Origin of the sequence: Clostridium sp. YIM B02500, from assembly GCF_022324665.1 — a bacterium.
GTDB lineage: Bacteria > Bacillota > Clostridia > Clostridiales > Clostridiaceae > Clostridium > Clostridium beijerinckii.
On record NZ_JAKGTE010000012.1, the window covers coordinates 1 to 19,266 of the forward strand.

Annotated in this window: 14 protein-coding genes; 2 read left to right on the forward strand and 12 right to left on the reverse strand. The window is 28.8% G+C overall.

Annotated features, from left to right (window positions below):
* Positions 1-155: 155 nt before the first annotated feature.
* From L1S46_RS11745 to L1S46_RS11770, 6 genes are all read right to left on the reverse strand, one after another.
* Positions 156-890, reverse strand: coding sequence for a phosphatase (locus tag L1S46_RS11745; protein ID WP_077309119.1), 735 nt, complete (start codon positions 888-890; stop codon positions 156-158).
* A gap of 321 nt (positions 891-1,211) precedes the next feature.
* Complete coding sequence (locus L1S46_RS11750) at positions 1,212-3,413, reverse strand: cellulose biosynthesis cyclic di-GMP-binding regulatory protein BcsB (RefSeq protein WP_238900075.1); 2,202 nt, start codon at positions 3,411-3,413, stop codon at positions 1,212-1,214.
* Positions 3,414-3,424: 11 nt separating this feature from the next.
* On the reverse strand, positions 3,425-4,678 hold the full coding sequence (locus L1S46_RS11755; protein ID WP_017211359.1) for a glycosyltransferase family 2 protein: 1,254 nt from the start codon (positions 4,676-4,678) through the stop codon (positions 3,425-3,427).
* 4 nt (positions 4,679-4,682) lie between these two features.
* Positions 4,683-5,879: a DUF2334 domain-containing protein gene (locus L1S46_RS11760; RefSeq protein ID WP_238900076.1), complete on the reverse strand. Its 1,197-nt coding sequence runs from the start codon at positions 5,877-5,879 to the stop codon at positions 4,683-4,685.
* A 67-nt stretch (positions 5,880-5,946) separates the two neighbouring features.
* A complete protein-coding gene (locus L1S46_RS11765; RefSeq protein WP_238900077.1) occupies positions 5,947-6,801 on the reverse strand; it encodes a diguanylate cyclase in 855 nt (284 codons plus the stop codon).
* A 517-nt stretch (positions 6,802-7,318) separates the two neighbouring features.
* The gene (locus tag L1S46_RS11770; RefSeq protein ID WP_238900078.1) at positions 7,319-8,791 is read right to left on the reverse strand and encodes a hypothetical protein; all 1,473 of its coding nucleotides are present in this window, start codon (positions 8,789-8,791) and stop codon (positions 7,319-7,321) included.
* A 193-nt stretch (positions 8,792-8,984) separates the two neighbouring features.
* Here L1S46_RS11770 and L1S46_RS11775 point away from each other — a divergent pair, with 193 nt between their 5' ends.
* A complete protein-coding gene (locus L1S46_RS11775; RefSeq protein WP_238900079.1) occupies positions 8,985-9,758 on the forward strand; it encodes an HAD family hydrolase in 774 nt (257 codons plus the stop codon).
* 109 nt (positions 9,759-9,867) lie between these two features.
* On the opposite strand, the gene L1S46_RS26345 is transcribed toward L1S46_RS11775, so the two are convergent.
* Both L1S46_RS26345 and L1S46_RS11780 read right to left on the reverse strand, forming a co-directional pair.
* On the reverse strand, positions 9,868-9,990 hold the full coding sequence (locus L1S46_RS26345) for a hypothetical protein (protein ID WP_275298996.1): 123 nt from the start codon (positions 9,988-9,990) through the stop codon (positions 9,868-9,870).
* Positions 9,991-10,313: 323 nt separating this feature from the next.
* Positions 10,314-11,360, reverse strand: coding sequence for a DNA polymerase IV (locus L1S46_RS11780; RefSeq protein ID WP_238900080.1), 1,047 nt, complete (start codon positions 11,358-11,360; stop codon positions 10,314-10,316).
* Between the two features lie 450 nt (positions 11,361-11,810).
* Between L1S46_RS11780 and L1S46_RS11785 the strand changes: the two genes are divergently transcribed.
* On the forward strand, positions 11,811-12,242 hold the full coding sequence (locus L1S46_RS11785; protein WP_012060399.1) for a hypothetical protein: 432 nt from the start codon (positions 11,811-11,813) through the stop codon (positions 12,240-12,242).
* 21 nt (positions 12,243-12,263) lie between these two features.
* Here the strand turns inward: L1S46_RS11785 and L1S46_RS11790 are convergent, their stop codons facing one another.
* From L1S46_RS11790 to L1S46_RS11805, 4 genes are all read right to left on the reverse strand, one after another.
* A complete protein-coding gene (locus tag L1S46_RS11790) occupies positions 12,264-14,849 on the reverse strand; it encodes a calcium-translocating P-type ATPase, SERCA-type (RefSeq protein WP_017211353.1) in 2,586 nt (861 codons plus the stop codon).
* Positions 14,850-15,479: 630 nt separating this feature from the next.
* Positions 15,480-17,126, reverse strand: a complete 1,647-nt coding sequence (locus L1S46_RS11795) for a putative manganese-dependent inorganic diphosphatase (RefSeq protein WP_238900081.1) — start codon at positions 17,124-17,126, stop codon at positions 15,480-15,482.
* Between the two features lie 328 nt (positions 17,127-17,454).
* Positions 17,455-18,222, reverse strand: a complete 768-nt coding sequence (locus L1S46_RS11800) for a flagellar basal-body rod protein FlgG (RefSeq protein ID WP_041899418.1) — start codon at positions 18,220-18,222, stop codon at positions 17,455-17,457.
* 86 nt (positions 18,223-18,308) lie between these two features.
* Positions 18,309-19,079 carry a flagellar basal-body rod protein FlgG gene (locus L1S46_RS11805; RefSeq protein ID WP_017211350.1) on the reverse strand — a complete coding sequence of 257 codons (771 nt, stop codon included), beginning with the start codon at positions 19,077-19,079 and terminating at the stop codon, positions 18,309-18,311.
* Positions 19,080-19,266 lie beyond the last annotated feature (187 nt).

The following is a 19,266-nucleotide window of genomic DNA, read 5'->3' on the forward strand; positions in this document are numbered from 1 at the left end:
TTCAGTCGTTTTTATATCAGAGTTACTCAAAATTAATTTTACTAATTCATCTCTAGATAAAGACATAGCCTGTACTCCCTTCATTTGATAATTTATTATATCATTCTAATGAAGTTTACACAGACTATTTTACACTCTCTTAATTTCTATTGCAATTATTCTACTTCTAAATCTTTTATTCTACCTTTTTTCTTTAATCTCAATAATAATTCCTTTGGATCATTATTTATTATAAGTTCTTCCGGGAATTCTATTGATTCTAGCATATTAATAGCTTCTGTAAATTCCCCAATACGAGTACAAAAGTGCGCATCACTATTTATTATTAGCTTAGTCTCATGTTCCTTGCATAACGATGCTATTTTTGTACAATTACCTAAACTTCCAATTCTAGATGTTGTAAATGAGCTATTGTTAATTTCTATTAAAACATCATTTTCCTTAGCACACTTTATTACTTCTTCAAAGTCAACTGGAACTCCTGGATTTCCAAGATGACCAATTATATCAACTTTTCCACTCTTTATTACGTTTATAAAAGCTTGTGTATTTTCTGCAATATTTCCAACTTTGTAAACTTCATCATGTATACTTCCAATTACAATGTCCAATTTCTCTAATGTTAAATCATCCATGTCTAAGCTTCCATCATAATCAATTATGTTAGCCTCAGTTCCATAAAGCATTGTAACTCCAAAAAGTTCTCTTGGCAGCACCTTATAATTATTGAAATACCATATATGCGGAGAATGTGGCATAGTAATTCCGTGCTCTGTAGTACCAAGCACCTTTATTCCTTTCTCCGAAGCAGCTTTTGCATTTTCCATTAAGGTTGAGTAAGCATGGCCGCTTGCTATAGTATGAGTATGCACATCTAATGCATATTTCATTATATCACCCCATTTATCTATTTTTGGTAAAACTATATATGTTGCAAAAATAATTCTTCATCGTAATCCTAAAAATATTGCAAGAACTTTAGCTGTAATTGTGCATTGTGAAATGTGAATTGTACATTACAACAAATATAGTTTATAAAGTATTTAATTATTATTTTTCTCAATTACTATGTTATCATATTTAAATTTTTATTCAAATACGATCAAGTCCCCGAAAACATTTACTTAAAAATAATTATATTGGTCTCATATAGTAGGATCTACTGCTCCACTCTACTTATATAATAAAAACTTGACTTAATATATAATTTATTATTTTTTATTGTATCGTCTTCTTCTACTTCCTATTTTACCTTTATCGCTCTTGTCTTTGCTTTTGTTTTTATATAAATATAGAACTATAGCAATTACTGCAAATATTATAAACAAACCTATTATTATAAGCATTATCTTGGCATTGCCGCCTAATTCCTCTACCTTTTCATAAACTGGCTTTGTAGTTTCTTTTTTCATTTTATATGTTTTAATATTACCCTCTTCATCTATTATTGCGCAGTCTCCATTAAGTTTTTGAAACATCTCCGTTACACTTAAATAATTTAGTGAGTCCTCTAATACTTTATTATCTGGCGAGGTTAATACAAGCATTGCCTTTTGGTTGTTATATTTTGATATATCAAATTGGAAGTTTGCAATCTTATAGCTAAAAGGTTCTGTTAATTGAAGCTTTTCATTTGATAAAAATTTTGAATAGCTTTCATCATACTTAAACCATAATTTATCATTTATCTCTGAAATCAATTTATTAGTTTTTGGTGTTCCATAGACTATTATATTTTTCTTTTTATCATCAGCTGTCACATTTGAATTACTGATAACTTTAAAATCTCCATTGTTGTAGGCAACATCTTTTCCTAAAAAGCCAATGACTTTTCCTAATGAATTCATTTCTTTAGAACTTAGACTATCTGGAACAATCATTGCAGTATCATTAAACATTTCATCTTTTACAAATGGTGCACTGTAACTTGAAAAATAATATCCTTCCGTATCGTTATCACCAATATATAAATACGAATCTCTTGTAACAAGGGCCCAAGGCATATCCTCTTCTCTTTTTTCACAATATGTATCTTTTAAAATTAAATCAAAACCAATCTTTATGTCTAAATAGTTTGTATAACTTATATCACTTGGTAAACTAAGCTCCAATTCATCATTTAAAGCCTTACTCTTATCAAGTTTTTTACTTCCTATAGGTGTATTATTAACATACACTGTAACTAAAGATTTATCAAAGTTAAGATTGTCTGAATATCTCATGAAAATTTTAAGCTTATCGCTTTCAGAAAAAACCTTATTTTTAGGAATACTATAGCTTATTCCAGCTTCTCTTCTAAAAACACCTTTTAACTGTATTTCTCCAATTCCCATACTATCAAAAGTGATTTTTCCACTTTTAGTATCTGGAACTGTATCTACCTTTAAATCTTTATTTACTTTATAAGTATCACCACTTAACTGAGATATTAACTCTTGGTTTCCCAGTGCTTTAACTCCTCTTATTAAGTTGTCATCATCATTACACAAGATCATCATGTTTTTAATATTTGTATTTTTTGAATACAATGAATTTGATATTTTTATAAGACATTCATCACTTTGATCATTTTCTTCTGTATACTCATTAGGAAAACTATTAAATTTTCCAATAAATATATTATTGGTATTTTCTCCTTTTTGAAAATCTCCATACTTAGTTATACTTATTTTATTTTCATATTTATCATTTAGTTTTTGTAAATATGAATTTAAGATGTATGCAGCACTAAGCTCTGAATCAGTGTAATCATCTGGAATTATAATTAATAAATCCTCTAAATCACTATCATTATCATGATTTTTTAAAAATGGATATGGAAAATCAGATATTTTATTATTGGAAATAATATTGTTAAAGGTTGTTTTTATGTTAGTACCATCTTTTATTACAAACCAATTAGCTGAATTAACATCATCTACACATGAGTCCTCAGATGATCTTAAGTAAGCTTCTATTTTTAATTCACTAGATCCAGTTTTTATTAGCTCCTTTGGTATAGATACTGTTAACTGCTGAACCTCTGAATCTGCTCTGTAATAAACTTTTTGAGAATAAAAAGGCGTTCCATTAACGGATAATTTTATATAGGAATTTTTACTATTATCAATTAATTGATTTATAGAAAAATTCACTTGAACTTCAGCTTTAGTATTTTCCCACCATTTATCTACATTGAAATATATACTATGACTTGAAAAAGTTCCATTAAAGGATATGTCATTACTTAAACTATAAGTTTTTATACTTTCAGTTGTTTCTATATTATTTCCTTCAGATGCAGCAAATACTTCAGCACCTGTATTAAATATCAAAATCGCTGTAGAAAAAATAAAACACACGAAAAAAAATAATACTCCAAAGATGTGCTTTTCATTGTTCCTCATTACTTTATTTGAAATATATCCTTTCATGCTGCTCCTCCTTAAGAAAATCTTTCTGTCTTATACCACTTTGCTTCCTTTTTCAATACAACATCCCTTATATAATTGTAAAAACCAGCCACCGAAACTATAGCCCACATTTTGCAATAAGTAAAATAGCTTAAAAATATAATCAATACATTTTTTACATTCAATTCTCCTTTTTCCGTTGAAATTGCTACCATTACTGATAAGACAAATACTAATAATGCCATAAACCATAAAATAATCTCATACCCTCCAATATGAAGTTCAATTAAATTTGCTCCTCCAAGCAAAAATAAACAGTCTGATATTACGCTTGCAGATAAAAAAAAGAAATAAACCAAAGTATAATATAGAATATCAAATTTTGTTACTCCTGCTTCTAGTCCAAATAAATATTTCAGATTTTTTATTACTACATATATATTTCCTTTTGCCCATCTGTTTCTCTGCTTAAACCATACTTTAATAGTTTGAGGTTCTTGTTCATAAGTTACTGCAAGAGGCATAAATTTTATTTTATATCCCATTCTATAAATTCTAAAGCTGACTTCTGTGTCTTCTGTTATAGCCTTCGTATCCCAACCTCCCATTTCTTCCATCACTTCTCTTCTAACTACAAAATTAGTTCCTGGAATAGTGCAAAGTTTAAGCATATACCATCTTCCTGCCTGCGCCATCCATTGATATGTAAGAGTTTCTATATTAACAAAGTTTGTAAGTAAATTTACATCCTTATTTCTGCATCTAAACTTTCCAATAACTGCTCCCAATTTCTTATCTTTTATCAAAGTCTGTACCAAATACTTAAGAGCATTTTTATCAGGAGTATTATCTGCATCATAAACCGCTAGAATTTCTCCCTTGCTTCTTTGAAGACCTATGTTTAAAGCATTTGATTTTCCTTTTCCCCCTATTATATTGTCAGTATTAATCACTATAAGATTTCTGCCATAATAAGTTTTTTTGACATTTTCAAGTACATCTTTAGAATTATCACTTGAATTATCATTTATTACTATAATTTCATATTTATCATTTGGATAATCCAATTCTAATAGAGAAATTACTGTCTTTTTTATTACTACAGCTTCATTATGAGCTGGAACTAATATTGATACAAATGGATAGCTTTCAAGCTCTTCATACATATATTCCTTGTTTACTTTTGAATAATACATATATCCGGCTATTACTAATATCACATTCATAAAAATTGTTATCCATATTACTATGAGTGAATATATAACTAAATAATCTAAAATATTCATACCATTATTTAAAAAACCTTTTTCTTTCTATATTTCTGCTTATTATAAGTATTCCTATAAATATTATTAAAGCTGCTCCACTGAATATTTCCAGTCTTCTATTAGTAAGAGTTAAATCCTCTTTAATTAGATTTTCTTTATTAATTGTTTTGTTAACAGCATTTTCATATTCTTCTGCATTAATAAATCTATCCTGAGTTACCTCTTGATTGTTAAAGAAAACTCTTCCATTATCATTCTTAATTTCACTTTCAAACTTTATATAAGTGCTCATTTTATTACTTGGAATAAGATTAATTTCTTTACTTAAAACTTTATCAATATTATTTTTAAATTCTTCTAAATTGCAGTTACTTTCTATTTTTATTGCATTTTTACCGCTTATTTTTTCATTATTAATATAGTCGTTTAAATCAACTTTTTGAATAAAATTGGTATAAGCTTTGATTTCATAATTATCTATATCAATGTTAATATCTTCATTGTAATTTAGAAATAAAGTATTAGTGCTTTCTAAAATATTTTTCAAATCTTCTCTATAGATAAATTCTTCATCAGCATTTATTCCAACTGGATAAATCCAATAATTAGTATAATTCTTAAAGGCCTCTTTAAGTTTATCTCCAATTATTTTCCCCCCTGTATCTGTGCCATTTACTCCTTTAGAATTAATTATAGGAAACTTAAGTATTACTTTTCCTCCATTAGCCTGTGCATATCTTAAAGCTTCTGAAAATCTGCCCATGGCTTTCAAGTTTTCATTTACAAATACCGGTGCCGCTTCTATAAAAAATTTAATCCCCTTATCTTTTAGATAATCAATTTCGCCTATTAAATTATTTAAATCATTAAAAGGAGTTACATTATCAAGATATAAATAAGTTTCAGTTTTTAATTTAAAACCCTTTTTATCTAAAAGTTCAGAAGATTTTTTTATCCAGTTAATCTTTCTGTCATATGATTTTAATTCCTCTTTTAATTCCTCTATACTATGATTTTCTTCTCCAATATTTAAAATAAATATTTCATTATATTGCTCCACATCTTTTGAATTATCTATATTTATTTTAGATATGTTAATTTCCTTTTCTTTTGACAACTGACTTTTAACTAAAGAACTCAATAATTTTTTTTCACTTCCATATTCCTTACTTTTATCATACAAAATAAGTACTTTGTTGTTTTCTCCATAACATTTCATGGGGGTAATAAAATACTCAGCGCCTATAAAGCAAATCAAAATTGTTATGACTTTATAAATAAAGCATTTATTCATGTATATCATATTCCAATTCCTTCTCTGCCAGTCTAATGAGCTCCAACGGATCTTTTATAGAATTATCAAAGGTATAACTACCAATTTGAATATCTAGCTTTACTTTTTTATAATGAGATCCTTTAGTAAAATCATATTTATTAATATTTTCTCTAAATCTCTCCTTTACAACTTTAGCTCCACTCATATCAGTAATTGTCAAAAACCCAAAAGTCTTATCATCTATTATATATTTAATATCTTCCTCTCTTAAGCTTTTTTCAAGAACTTGACTTGCCTGAATCAGCAAAAGCTTATACCCTTCTTTTCCTAATATACTTCTAAGTTTTTCTGCAAACTTAATCTTTACAATAAGTAAGGTAACAGGAATTTTATGTCTTGTGCTCAACTTCATATATATTGGCAGCTCCATTAAAAGAGCTCTTTGATTTTTAATATTTGTTTCCTCATCTATCATGACTAATTCTGAATTTTCATTTATCAAACTTTCATTTTCTGTTTGAAGCGCAAAAATATTTCTTGAAACTAAAGACATTAAAATAGCTGTACTTGGAATTAGAAAAATCCAGTAATATGAGTAAAAATCAATATTTACATTTCCCCAGAAATTTAAATATAATTTGTAACTCATATAAATAAAATCAGCTGTAAGAGTAACAACTAAAGCCAATGTAACATTAGTATAATAACTTACAAGAGCTATTATCATTACAACTTCGAGCATAATATAATTTTCAAAAGAATTATCTAATTCAAAAACTTTATAGCTTAAACATAAAACAAAGAAATACGCTATAAGCATAGTTATTAGGATATCAACCTTTTTTCTTACATTAACTGGTTCCACATATCATTCCTCCAGTTCAAAACACTTGAAAGTGAATACAAAATCAAATTTTACTTATTGTTTCTTTCATATATAGATAACCCAAGTATGAACTAGACTTATACATATAGCCAACCGAAAGTAAAAACATTGTTGCTTCACAGGACTATAAAAATTTCGCTGAAAGTGCTAAATTGCAGGTTGTCGCCACTCGTGCTTGCTCCCACTTTCAGTGTGACAAGCACAAGTGGAACAACCTACAATAAAGCACTTTTAACATCTCATCTTTAAATGCCTGCTGCGCAAAAATGTTTCTACTTTCTAGTATAGAATATATTTCAAAGTATAAATCAAACGCTAATTTTCAAATGTTTTCTCCATATTATGACCCTTGTGGTTACAAATATATTTATGATTTCTAGTAAAGATATGAGCTTAATAACTTAAACATATATGTTCCAAAAATATTATAATAACTTTAGCCGTAATAGTGAATTGTGAAATATGCATTGTAAATTGTAGCATATATATCTATATATTATTTTTTGGGGTTTATTTTAGCTTGGCGATTTTGTAATTTTATAGTTATAAAATATATTAAAATTAAATCAAAACTCATATTATACATAAAGACATGTTTAGCTAAGTCTGCATCTCCTGCACCCACAACAGATATTATAATTTGAGATACTCCAACTAAAAATATATAAAAATATACCTCTTCTTTAAAAATCATAGTATGACAGTTAATTTTTCTCGCCTTTATATATCTAATAATTGAAGAATAACCATACCCTATTATCACAATAATTGATAGCACAATATTTCCAGTAAATATTTTTTCTTTTACTGTGCTATATAATGCAAAAAAATATGATTTAGCCCCAAAGCCTTTGTTTTCAGATTTCTCGTAATTTCCCATTGCATTAGGTCTTATGGAATATCCATTATCAAAAGCTATTTTTAACATTTTGAAAAATGCCCTTGGATGTGCAATATAATATGAGATTATTTTTTTTGTAGTAAATTTTTTATAATAATCCTCTATAAGCTGTTTATCATATAAATTAACTAGAGTCACATCATCATAGAAAGTTGTATCTTTTAATAAGGAATACTGCTCATTTAAGTTAAAAAATTTCATAACTTCATCAGGGTCTTCTTCATATAATAAAATCCCTCTATTCATTGCATGATATCCATTAATATATTGAAAATCTCCACTTATCTGCTTATAAAACAATATTGAACTTATTACAAATCCAATAGCTAAAATCATGGATATCCCTTTAAATAATTTTTCCTTATTTTTAAATCCTATTCTAAGACATAATGCTGCAATTAAAATACCAACTGGCGAAAGCTGCTGTTTTGAACCTAAAAATATAAAAGAAGAAATTCCAAACAGCAATACATTTAGCTTGCTAAACTTATTGAATTCTGCCATATTTAATAAAATTCCTATGCTGAGCAGAAAGAAACTTATATTAATAGCTTCCCCATAAAAGGAATTATAATAAGCTAAATATGCTGTGTCACAAAATATAAAAATGGTTACTAAAGTTATTATTAATTTACATTTTTCTTCAGTAACTTGATTTATTAATACCTTTACAATTAAATAAATTCCAATTGCCTCTACAAATAAAAACATCCATGACATGAATCTTATGTCTAAAATGAAATTCTTATTAAACATCTGACTTATGTAAACTGCTATCTTAATGAAAATTCCCTGAGTTGATATAAAATTTTTTTCTATATCATTATTGTATTTATAAATTCCATAATACCTATAAAAATATCCATTATATAAATCACTATCATTTGGATTTAATTCATATACACCATTTGAACTTATAACTCTATAGAAATCCCCATTATCAGCCATACCAATAATAGGTTTAATAAATAAAGTAAATATACCTATTATTATTACTAGGAAAAAAGCTGCTAATGGATAATTGATATTTTTAAAAATACTATTTTTCTTATTCAAAATATTTTTCATCTTTCTCCTTCATAAATAATAATTTGATTTTCCTCTACTTATAGGATGTGAAACAAGTTATAAATTATTCTTTAAAATGTAATCTATATGTACATATCTTCCATGGTAGAATCATCACCTTTATTAGTTCTTAAATATATGTTATCATTCTATATGTATATATTTTAAATTCGAAGCATTGGAAGGAGATTTTATGATTAAATTAGTTGTAACAGATATGGATGGAACTTTACTAGACGAGAATGGTCACTTACCAGATGGATTTACTGATATCTTGGACCGTTTAAGAGCAAAAAACATAAAACTTGTTGCTGCTAGCGGAAGACCTTATTATACGCTACAAACTAACTTTGGCCCTGTAGGAAGATATTTATCTTTTATTTGTGAAAATGGAGCTTTAGTTGTTGATAATAATGAGATAATTTATAAAAGTGTTTTAGCTAAAGATATGGTTCAAAATGTAATCAGTGAAGCTAAAAAAGTTAAAGCAAATGCATTAGTAGTATGCTCTCCAAATTGTGCATATATTGAAAATTATTCTGAAGAATATTTGACTGAAATAAAGAAATATTATACAACATTAGAAATTGTAGATGATTTAAGTAAAATTTATGATGATATAATTAAAATTAGTATTTGTAATTTGGAAGGCACTAATAATATAACTGACAGTGAATTAACCAATGATCTTAATATAGTTTCAACAGCTGCAATTTGGACTGATATTTCAAACAAAGGCGTTAACAAAGGTGTTGCTTTAAAGAGTCTTATGGATACTGATAATATATCAAAAGAAGAAACTATGGTATTCGGAGATTATTACAATGATATAGAAATGCTCGCTGAAGCTGAGTATAGCTTTGTCATGGAAAATGCTCCAGAAGACATGAAGCAATATGGTAAGTACATAGCTGCAAGTAATGTAGAACATGGAGTTTTAAGAGCAATTCTTGAATATGCTCTTTAAGCACAATCATAAGGTATTTTGAATCACTAGATACCTAAAGTTATATATATAAATACCGAAAGGAAGATCATGCATTTGTTCGGATTACTGAGAATTTAGCTGTGAATTTCTAATAGTAGAAGTCGTACCCATTTCTGCATGCTCCTGTGGCAAAGCACAGGACAAGCAAAACTGGAACAACTTCTACTGAAGAAATGTCTACAGCTAAATTCTCTATGTAACACCTCCACAAAAGCAAGACCTTCCTTTCTGATATATGCCATAATTAAAAATATATGTTTTTCTTTATGTTCGGTGTATAGGTGAATCACTTAAAGTGATAGCAAAACAAAGAAATAGAATACATATATGTGAAGTCAGGCATTGAAAAATGAGCTGTTGGTATGTCTTAATGAGACGTTGTTCCATTTTGCTTGTCCAAATAAATTTGGAGCACGCATAAATGGGCACATCGTCCCATTTAGACATACCTAGCGAAGTTTTTCTAGTCCTGCGGAACATATATGTATTCTATTTCGGCTGTTTATCGCTTCACTTTAAGTTCTGCACAATACATTATAGCAAACTCATTTGCTGTACTTCTGTTTCTTTGAATGAAGATATGCTGACTCCAATCAGCCTTACTTCTTCTTTCAATTGCTCACTATCTAATAGCTCTTCTGCAACTTTATATATTTCAAGCTGAGTACCAATATAATAATTTAATGTTTTACTTCTTGTATGATTTTCAAAATCCTTAGTTTTAAATTTAAGTGTTACAGTTTTTCCACTGACATTTTTTCTATTTAAAATCTCTTCAATTTCAAAAGAAAATTCTTTAATGTATTCTCTCAATTCTTCTTTATTCTTAGTATCGAATTTTAAGGTCCTTTCTTTTCCTATAGATTTTCTTTCGCGAATTAACTCGACTTTTCTATTATCAATTCCTCTTATTCTATCGTATATCTCAATACCATTCTTGCCTAGATACTCTATATAAAATTCTTTAGGCATCTTATATAATTCTTCAATATAATATATCCCCATATTATTTAGCTTTGCTACTGATACTTTACCTAAACCATGAACCTTAGATATAGGAAGAGGAAATAATATATCAGGAATCATTTCTTTTCTTATTTCTTTGATTCCATTTGGTTTATTCCATTCAGAAGCAAGCTTTGCTAAGAATTTATTATAAGATATACCAATAGATAAAGTTAAACCAACTTCCTTAAATACTCTATTTTTAATATACCTTGCTGCTTCAATTCCATCTTTTATTTTTCCTTGAGACAAATCTAAGAAACCTTCATCAATGGATACAGGTTCGACTAGTGGAGTAACTTCATTAAATATTTCAAATATCTCCTGAGATACTTTAGCATACTTTCCATATCTTCCAGATACAAATATTCCATTTGGACATTTCTCTCTGGCCATGAACATCGGCATAGCTGAATGAACGCCGTATTTTCTTGCTTCATAAGAACAAGTTGATACTACTCCCCTTTCACTTATCCCGCCTACTATAACGGACTTACCTTTAAGATCTGGATTATCCCTTTGCTCAACAGATGCAAAAAAAGCATCCATATCTACGTGCAATATTACATTATCCATTTTTATAAAATCACCTCTTTATGATTAACTGATTCTTAATATTTAATTGGTCATGCATAGATAAAAAACATTAAATCTAAAATTACGCGATAATTCACCGAAAGTAGAAACATTGTTATTTCGCAGGACTATGAAAAATGTTTCTGCTTTGTAGTTGAATTTCATCGTATAAATCTAGCTTATAATTGTTTATATATAAACAATTTGCACCGTTTTTTTATATAGCTTATAAAAAAATCTGTACATTATTATACAAAATAATCTATAAGTATTTTAACATACAAATCATTAGTTAATGAAACAATAATATATGGTATAAATCTTACATTTATATTAATTGCTATACATATTAAAAAGTTAGCTAATTTTATTTGACATATGGTATAATAATAAAGTATTTTAAGTATAATAGCGTTATTAGCGATATTTTTATGTAAAGGAGTAATTATTATGGGTCTTAAAGAAAAAATAGGTAGTAAATTCAGTAACTATTTCCAAAATGCTTATATGGAAAAGTATGGTGACAGAATTACAAGCATATCTGGAACTGTTTTATCTGTAAAGCTTATTGAAAAAAGTTATGTTATCTTCAATAGATTAATGGTTGAAATGGTTATAAAACCTGAAGTTGGAAAAAAAGTTGTTAAGTGTTGGTATAAAAAGAATAGATGGTTTAAAAAACCTGAATTCATTGCTGTAAAGCAAGGTAACAAAGTTATTGTTATGGGTGTTACAGGTGATAAGGATAGTAAGAAGGAAAATTCTCAGGAAGTTCAAATATTTAACCTATTAAATCTTACAACTAAGAAAGACTTAGTGCCAATAGATCATAGCCAAATAAAAAAATCACGTCAACAAGCAAACAATATGATGAGAAGATAAAAAAAGGGCTAAGCCCTTTTTTTATTTTGTTTTTATTAATAAATATACACTGTTAATAAATGCTATTATCCCTGAAAAGAATAGAACTATAAGCCATTGATTAAGAGATAATGCTACTGTATGAAATACATTTTGTAAAAATGGTACATATAAAACTGAGCACATTAGTGATATAGATATTAAAACAGCTCCAACTAAATAAGGATTTGTAAATAATTTAATTTGGAATATGGAGTATCTTTCTGATCTACATTCAAATACGTGTATTAATTGAGATAAAACTAATGTACATAATGCTAAAGTTCGGCATGTTTCTAAATTCATCTTGTAATATCTTCCTACCATAAATGATAGTAAAGTACACAATCCTATTAATGTTCCTCTTATTACTATTTTTTCAACTAATCCTCTTGCAAATATACTTTCCTTTTTCTCTCTTGGAGATTGTCTCATTATATCTTGCTCTGGCGGATCAACTCCAAGAGCTATTGCTGGAAGTCCATCTGTAGCTAGATTTACAAGTAAAATTTGTATTGGGCTTAATGGATTAGGTAGATAGAACAAAGTAGCCAAAAACATTGTTAATACTTCTCCAAGGTTACAAGATAGTAAGTATCTTATAAATTTTCTTATGTTATCATATATTATTCTTCCTTCTTCGACAGCTGCAACTATAGTTGAGAAATTATCATCCATAAGAATCATAGATGATGCTTCCTTCGTTACATCTGTACCCGAAATTCCCATTGCAACTCCTATATCTGATTCCTTAATAGCAGGTGCATCATTTACACCATCGCCTGTCATTGCAACGATATTTCCTTTTTTCTTAAAAGCCCTTACAATTCTTAACTTATGGTTAGGTGAAACCCGCGCAAAAACTCTTACTTTTTTTATTCTTCCCTCTAATTCTAAATCACTTATAGCCTCGATTTCATCACCTGTCATTACCTGATCTGCTGTATTACATATGTTCAAAGATTTTGCTATTGCAAGTGCAGTATTTTGATGATCTCCTGTTATCATTATAGGTTTTATTCCTGCAAGTTTGCATTTTAAAACTGCATCTCTAGCTTCTTCTCTTGGTGGATCAATACTTCCTGCTATACCTATAAAAATTAAATTCTGCTCTAACTTATCACTTTTTGTTAGATTATCTTCCTTATATGCTGCTGCTATACATCTAAGTGCTCTAGATGACATTGCTGTAATAAAATCACTAACTTGCTTTTTCTTTTGATATGTGAATGGTTTTATTTTGTTATTCTCTAGTATAAATTCACATCTATCTATTACTCTTTCAGGAGCTCCCTTAACGTAACATGTTTCATTTGCTCCCTCCTTAGCGCCTTCCTTGATTATAACCGACATCATCTTTCTATTTGAATCAAATGGTATATCATATATCCTATTTGCATCATTTATAAAATCTTCTAAATCATTAACATCATTAAAGAACATATTTATTAGTGCAGTTTCTGTTGGATCACCATGAAGTGCTTCACTCATTTTTTTCTTCGTAAAATCATAATTACAGTCATTACAATATACAAGAGCTTTCATGAACTTTGTATAATTACTTAGCTTCTCTTTTTCAAGTTCATGAATTCTGCCATTTAAATATACTTCTTTTACAGTCATCTTATTTTGAGTTAATGTTCCTGTCTTATCAGAACATATTACAGATGTACATCCTAGTGTCTCTACAGCTGGAAGTTTTCTTACGAGCGCATTTTTCTTAAGCATTCTAGACACACCTAGAGCTAGTGAAACAGTAACAATAGCAGCTAGACCTTCTGGAATTGCAGCAACCGCCAAGCTAACGCCAAGTAAGAACATCTCTGTTATATCATTTCCTCTAATTATTCCCATTGCAGTAACAATTGCACATATCACAAGGCAAATTACAACTAGTACTTTCCCTAGAGAGTCTAATCTTTTATTTAAAGGGGATTTTTCTTCTTCAATATTTTGAATTAAGTCTGCAATCTTCCCCATTTCAGTATTCATTCCTATGCAATCAACTTTAAATAACCCTTTTCCTTTTACTACAGTAGTTCCCATAAATCCTTCGTTATTCTTCTTTGTCTTTTTACCATCAGCTTTATATGGATTGGCTTCTTTGTTTACACCAACTGACTCACCTGTTAATAGTGATTCATCAACGACTACTGATGAACTTTCTATAAAGAATCCGTCAGCAGGTATCCTATCTCCAGCCTCCAAAATAACAATATCCCCTATTGTTAAGTAGATAGAATTTATAATCTGTATACTTGAATCCCTCAAGACTTTACATGTAGGTGCCGCTAATTCTTTCAGCGCTTCTAAAGATTTCTCTGTTTTAAATTCTTGGACAAACCCTAGTATTGCATTAATAACTATTATTATAAGTATTGTAATGGCATCTGCCTTATCTCCAATTATCCCGGAAATTATAGTAGATGCAATTAACACCCAAACAATGAAGTCATTAAATTGAGATAGAAATATTTTGAATGCTGATGCTTTATTATGGTGCTTCAATTCATTAAGTCCAAAGTTCTTAATCCTCTTTTCCGCTTCCTTAGTGCTAAGACCAGATGTCAACTCTTTTTCCTGTACCACAACTTTTCCTCCTAAATATAGAACTTTATATAATATATATATTTTCCATTACAAAAGTTATGCACATTTAAAAATAAAAGTGCGCAGCACTTATAAATTCTTATCACCTTTTAAAAAAAAGTGCTTTAGCACTTATAAATTCTTTTCACCTAAAAAAAATAAAAGTACTGTGGTTCTTACTAATTCTTTTCACATTAAATAAAAATATTATGGAACATGCTAAATATACAAATAAATATCAGAACCTCAATCCACTATATTAATTCCCAGTTATTTCACATCTAGATGCCCAACCTAAAGTAAAAAAATATATTTTTAATTATTAACCAGAAATGAAGGTCTTGCTTTTGTGGAAGTGTTGCATTGAGTATTTAGCTGTAGATATTTCCTTAGTAGAAGTTGTTACGTTTTTGCTTGTCACGAGCTTGCCTCGGGAACATGCAAGAATTGTGCAACTTCTGCTATTGGAAATTCACAGATAAATACTCCAGCAACCTGGAACAAATGCATGACCTTCATTTCAGTATTTACATATGTAATTTTATTCTTATTTTAGGTATCTAGTGCACAATACCTTTATTGTTTTAAAAAAAGAAAAAATCCCCTAAAGGATTTTTTCTTTTTAGTTATTTATTTCATTGAGTTAACTACATTTGTAAGTGGTGGTATTACTTGTTTCTTTCTTGATAGAACTCCTGGTAAAAATGCCATTGAATCTACTAATTGAATATTAAATGTCTTTTCAACATAATCATGTCTTTCACCTGCAACTAGCACTTGTGAACCTTCTTTTAATATATCTGTTAATAGTAACATTACTACAGCATAACCTTTGCTATCTGCTTCACTCTTCATGTAACTTAACATTTCATCTTTTAGTGGCATAAATCCATCGATGTCCATTGTGTTTACTTGAGCTACTCCAACTCTTGATTCTCCCATATTAAAAGGCTTAAAGTCCTGATTAAATATTTGAGATACAGTCTTTCCTTTTAAAGAAGTTCCAGCTTTAAACATTTCTTTTGCAAATTCTTCTAAACTTGAAATGCCAGCTATCTTAGCTAACTTATGACATATATCTTTATCTTGTTCTGTACAAGTTGGGCTCTTGAATAATAATGTATCTGAAATTATTGCACCACACAATAATCCAGCCACCTCTTTAGGCGGTGTTATATTACGTTCAAAAAAGCTTTTTCCAACTATAGTTGAAGAACTTCCTAGTGGTTCATTTCTAAAGAATATAGGGTTACTTGTTTGTATATCAGCAACTCTATGGTGATCTATAATTTCAAGTACTTCAGCATCTTCTAATCCATCAACTGATTGGCCTCTTTCATTATGGTCTACTTGAATAACTTTTTTCTTATGCTTTGAAATAAGGTGATATCTTGAGACTGTTCCTATTACTCTTCCATCTTCATCAGTTACAGGATAGCTATGATATCTAGTTTCAGCCATAATATCTTTGATATCATCAACTAAATCATCTTTAGAAAATGATATTAAATCTTTAGTAGCCATAACATGACTTACAGGTATACTTTGAATTAATAATCTTGAAGCTGTGAAAGAATCATGAGGCGTACTTATTATAGTAACTCCTTTTTCTTTAGCTTTAGAAAGTAAATTTTCAGCAAGTTTATGTGCTCCTGTAATTATTATTAATGATGTATTGATATCAATTAAAGCTTCTTGTACATCTGGTCTATCTCCTACAATAGCAATATCACCTTTATCTACAATTTCTTTTAAACTGTCTGGCTGCATTGCTGTAACAGCAATTTTCCCTTGGAATGTCTTACAGTTCTCATTTATATATACACTAGTAGCAGAAAGCGTATCTAATATATTCTCAATTGATGTATTACTTTTTCCTAATATATTATTATCCCATATATCCATAAATGATGAAGTTAAGTTTGAAATTGAAAGAATTCCCACTAATCTACTATCATTTCCAACTACAGGTAGTGATTTTAAATGATTGTCTCTCATTATATTCCATGCTGCTTTTAAAGAAATATTAGAAGTTATTGGCCCAATTGTATCAATATCTAAATCTTCTACTTTTAATCTAACTGTTTCTAAAAGTCTTGGAGCCTTAACACCAAAATAATCTAATATAAATTGTGTTTCTGCATTTACATTTCCTAATCTCACAGGTATAGCTGGAATATTACCAGTCTTATTTTTAAACTCTGCGTAACCATATGCAGCACAAATAGAGTCTGAATCAGGATTTTTATGTCCAGTTACGTAAACTACATTTTCCAAAATAATTCCTCCTAAATTTTTGTTTTACTTTAGTACATTAGGCACATAAAAATAATGAATTTGTTATTTTTTTGATTGTGCCTTATATAAATTGACATATTAGAACAAGTATATTACTTAATTCACACATATTTATTTTACTTATAAAGTTAATTATTGTAAAGCGTTAATTGTATTTACAATATTATTTACAAAAAAATACTCTGCGAATAACTTTCTGCAAACTAAAAAAATTAGATATAATTGTTGAATATATTGGAAATTATACTCTTCCTCTTCAGCAAACATATATCTAATTTATCTAAAACTCATATTATTCTTATTTTAATTATCTCATATTATTTATCATACTCCAAAGATCATCCGCTGTAGTTACAGCCTTTGAACTAAGTTGAAAAGCTCTTTGTGTAAGTACTATATCTGAAAATGTTTCTCCTGCATCTACATTTGAACCTTCTAACATACCTTGTTCTATATTATAGTTACTACTTAGTGCAACTTGTGCATCTGAACTTGGAACAAAATAACTATTTCCTATAGGTATAAAGCTCTTATCACCTATAGCTGTAAAGACAGGAATTGTACCTATTTTAGTTGCTTGTCCATCAACTTCCATAGATATTCCTCCATCTTTATCTATAGACATCTTCTCCCTATCTAGCGCTGGATTTCCCTCTGAAAATCCATTCTCATATTGAACATAAACTTTAGTTCCATTTGAGTCTACTAAAGCTCCATTCGAATCTATTTTAAAATTACCATCTCTAGTATATACTATGCTTCCATCTTCCTTTGAAAGTGCAAAATATCCTTTTCCATCTATAGCAAGATCTGTTTTTTGACCTGTTGTTAAGAGATTTCCTTGTTTGTTATTAGCATAATTTACCCCTAATTTAACTCCAGTTCCAGTAATCGCCTTTTTTTCCACAAGTGGTGTTCCTCTTCTATCAAGTGATTCAGTTAACAAGTCTTTAAAATTTATATCTGTACTCTTATAACCTGTTGTTGAAATATTAACTAGGTCATTAGAAAGATAATCTAGCTTCTCTTGATACGCATTCATTCCACTCTTTGCTGTAGCAAAAATATTAAACATAATTTTCCTCCTTTACATTAGGCAAAATCAATAAATTTCTCTTAACCACTTTGAACATTTTATTTTCTCTAATTTGCCTTATCCTATTATACTCGACCTAATTCACTTGCCGCCTTTTGTACTGTTTCATCCTGCATTTTTACAAACTTTTGGTTTGTTTCAAATTGTCTTTTTATTTCCATAAGTTTTACTAGCTCTGTTGATGGATCAACATTTGAGCTTTCAAGAAAGTTCTGTCTTACATTTACTTTTGCATTATAAATAGGGTTATCCATAGTGCTATAATTATCACCAATTGGTTCTAAATTATTATAATTTTGAAAGTCTGCTGTTAATAACTTATCTGCTGCTCCAACTCCATCGATATTAATATTGTTATCAGCGTCTATTGAAAACTTTGAATCGCCAACATATATTGGTTCTCTTGCACCTGTAGAGTTATTTATTCCTAATACTTGTGATCCATCGTTTGTTATTAGATATCCTTGATTATTGATCTTGAAATTTCCGTCTCTTGTATAAACTTCTTTATTTCCATTTTGAGCTACAAAAAATCCTCTACCATCTATAGCAAAATCTGTCATGCTATCTGTTGATTTAAATGCTCCTTGTGTAAAAACTGTTTCAACATCATTAACTTTTACACCCATATTTAAATTTCCAATGTCATTTTTAACGTATTTATCTCCTACAAGCTTTTGTCTGTTAGATATCATCACATCTTCAAAGCTACTTTTTGTAAGCTCACGTTTTTTATATCCTGTATTATTAACATTAGCTATATTATTAGTTACTACTTCCTGATCATTTTGAAGCGCTATTAATCCTGAAACAGAAGTATAGAATCCTCTTATCACTTTAATTGTCCCCTTTCAAAATAGATTTACGTTCGCTTTCATAAATCATACCTAAAGCTCTAGCCTTTTCCTCTATCTGGCTATCCGAAAGACTAGCAGTATATTTATATCCAAACATAAATATAACTCCTAAAACCAATCCTATCCCTATACCCAATAAGATCTTCCTATCCATGAGAAATATAAA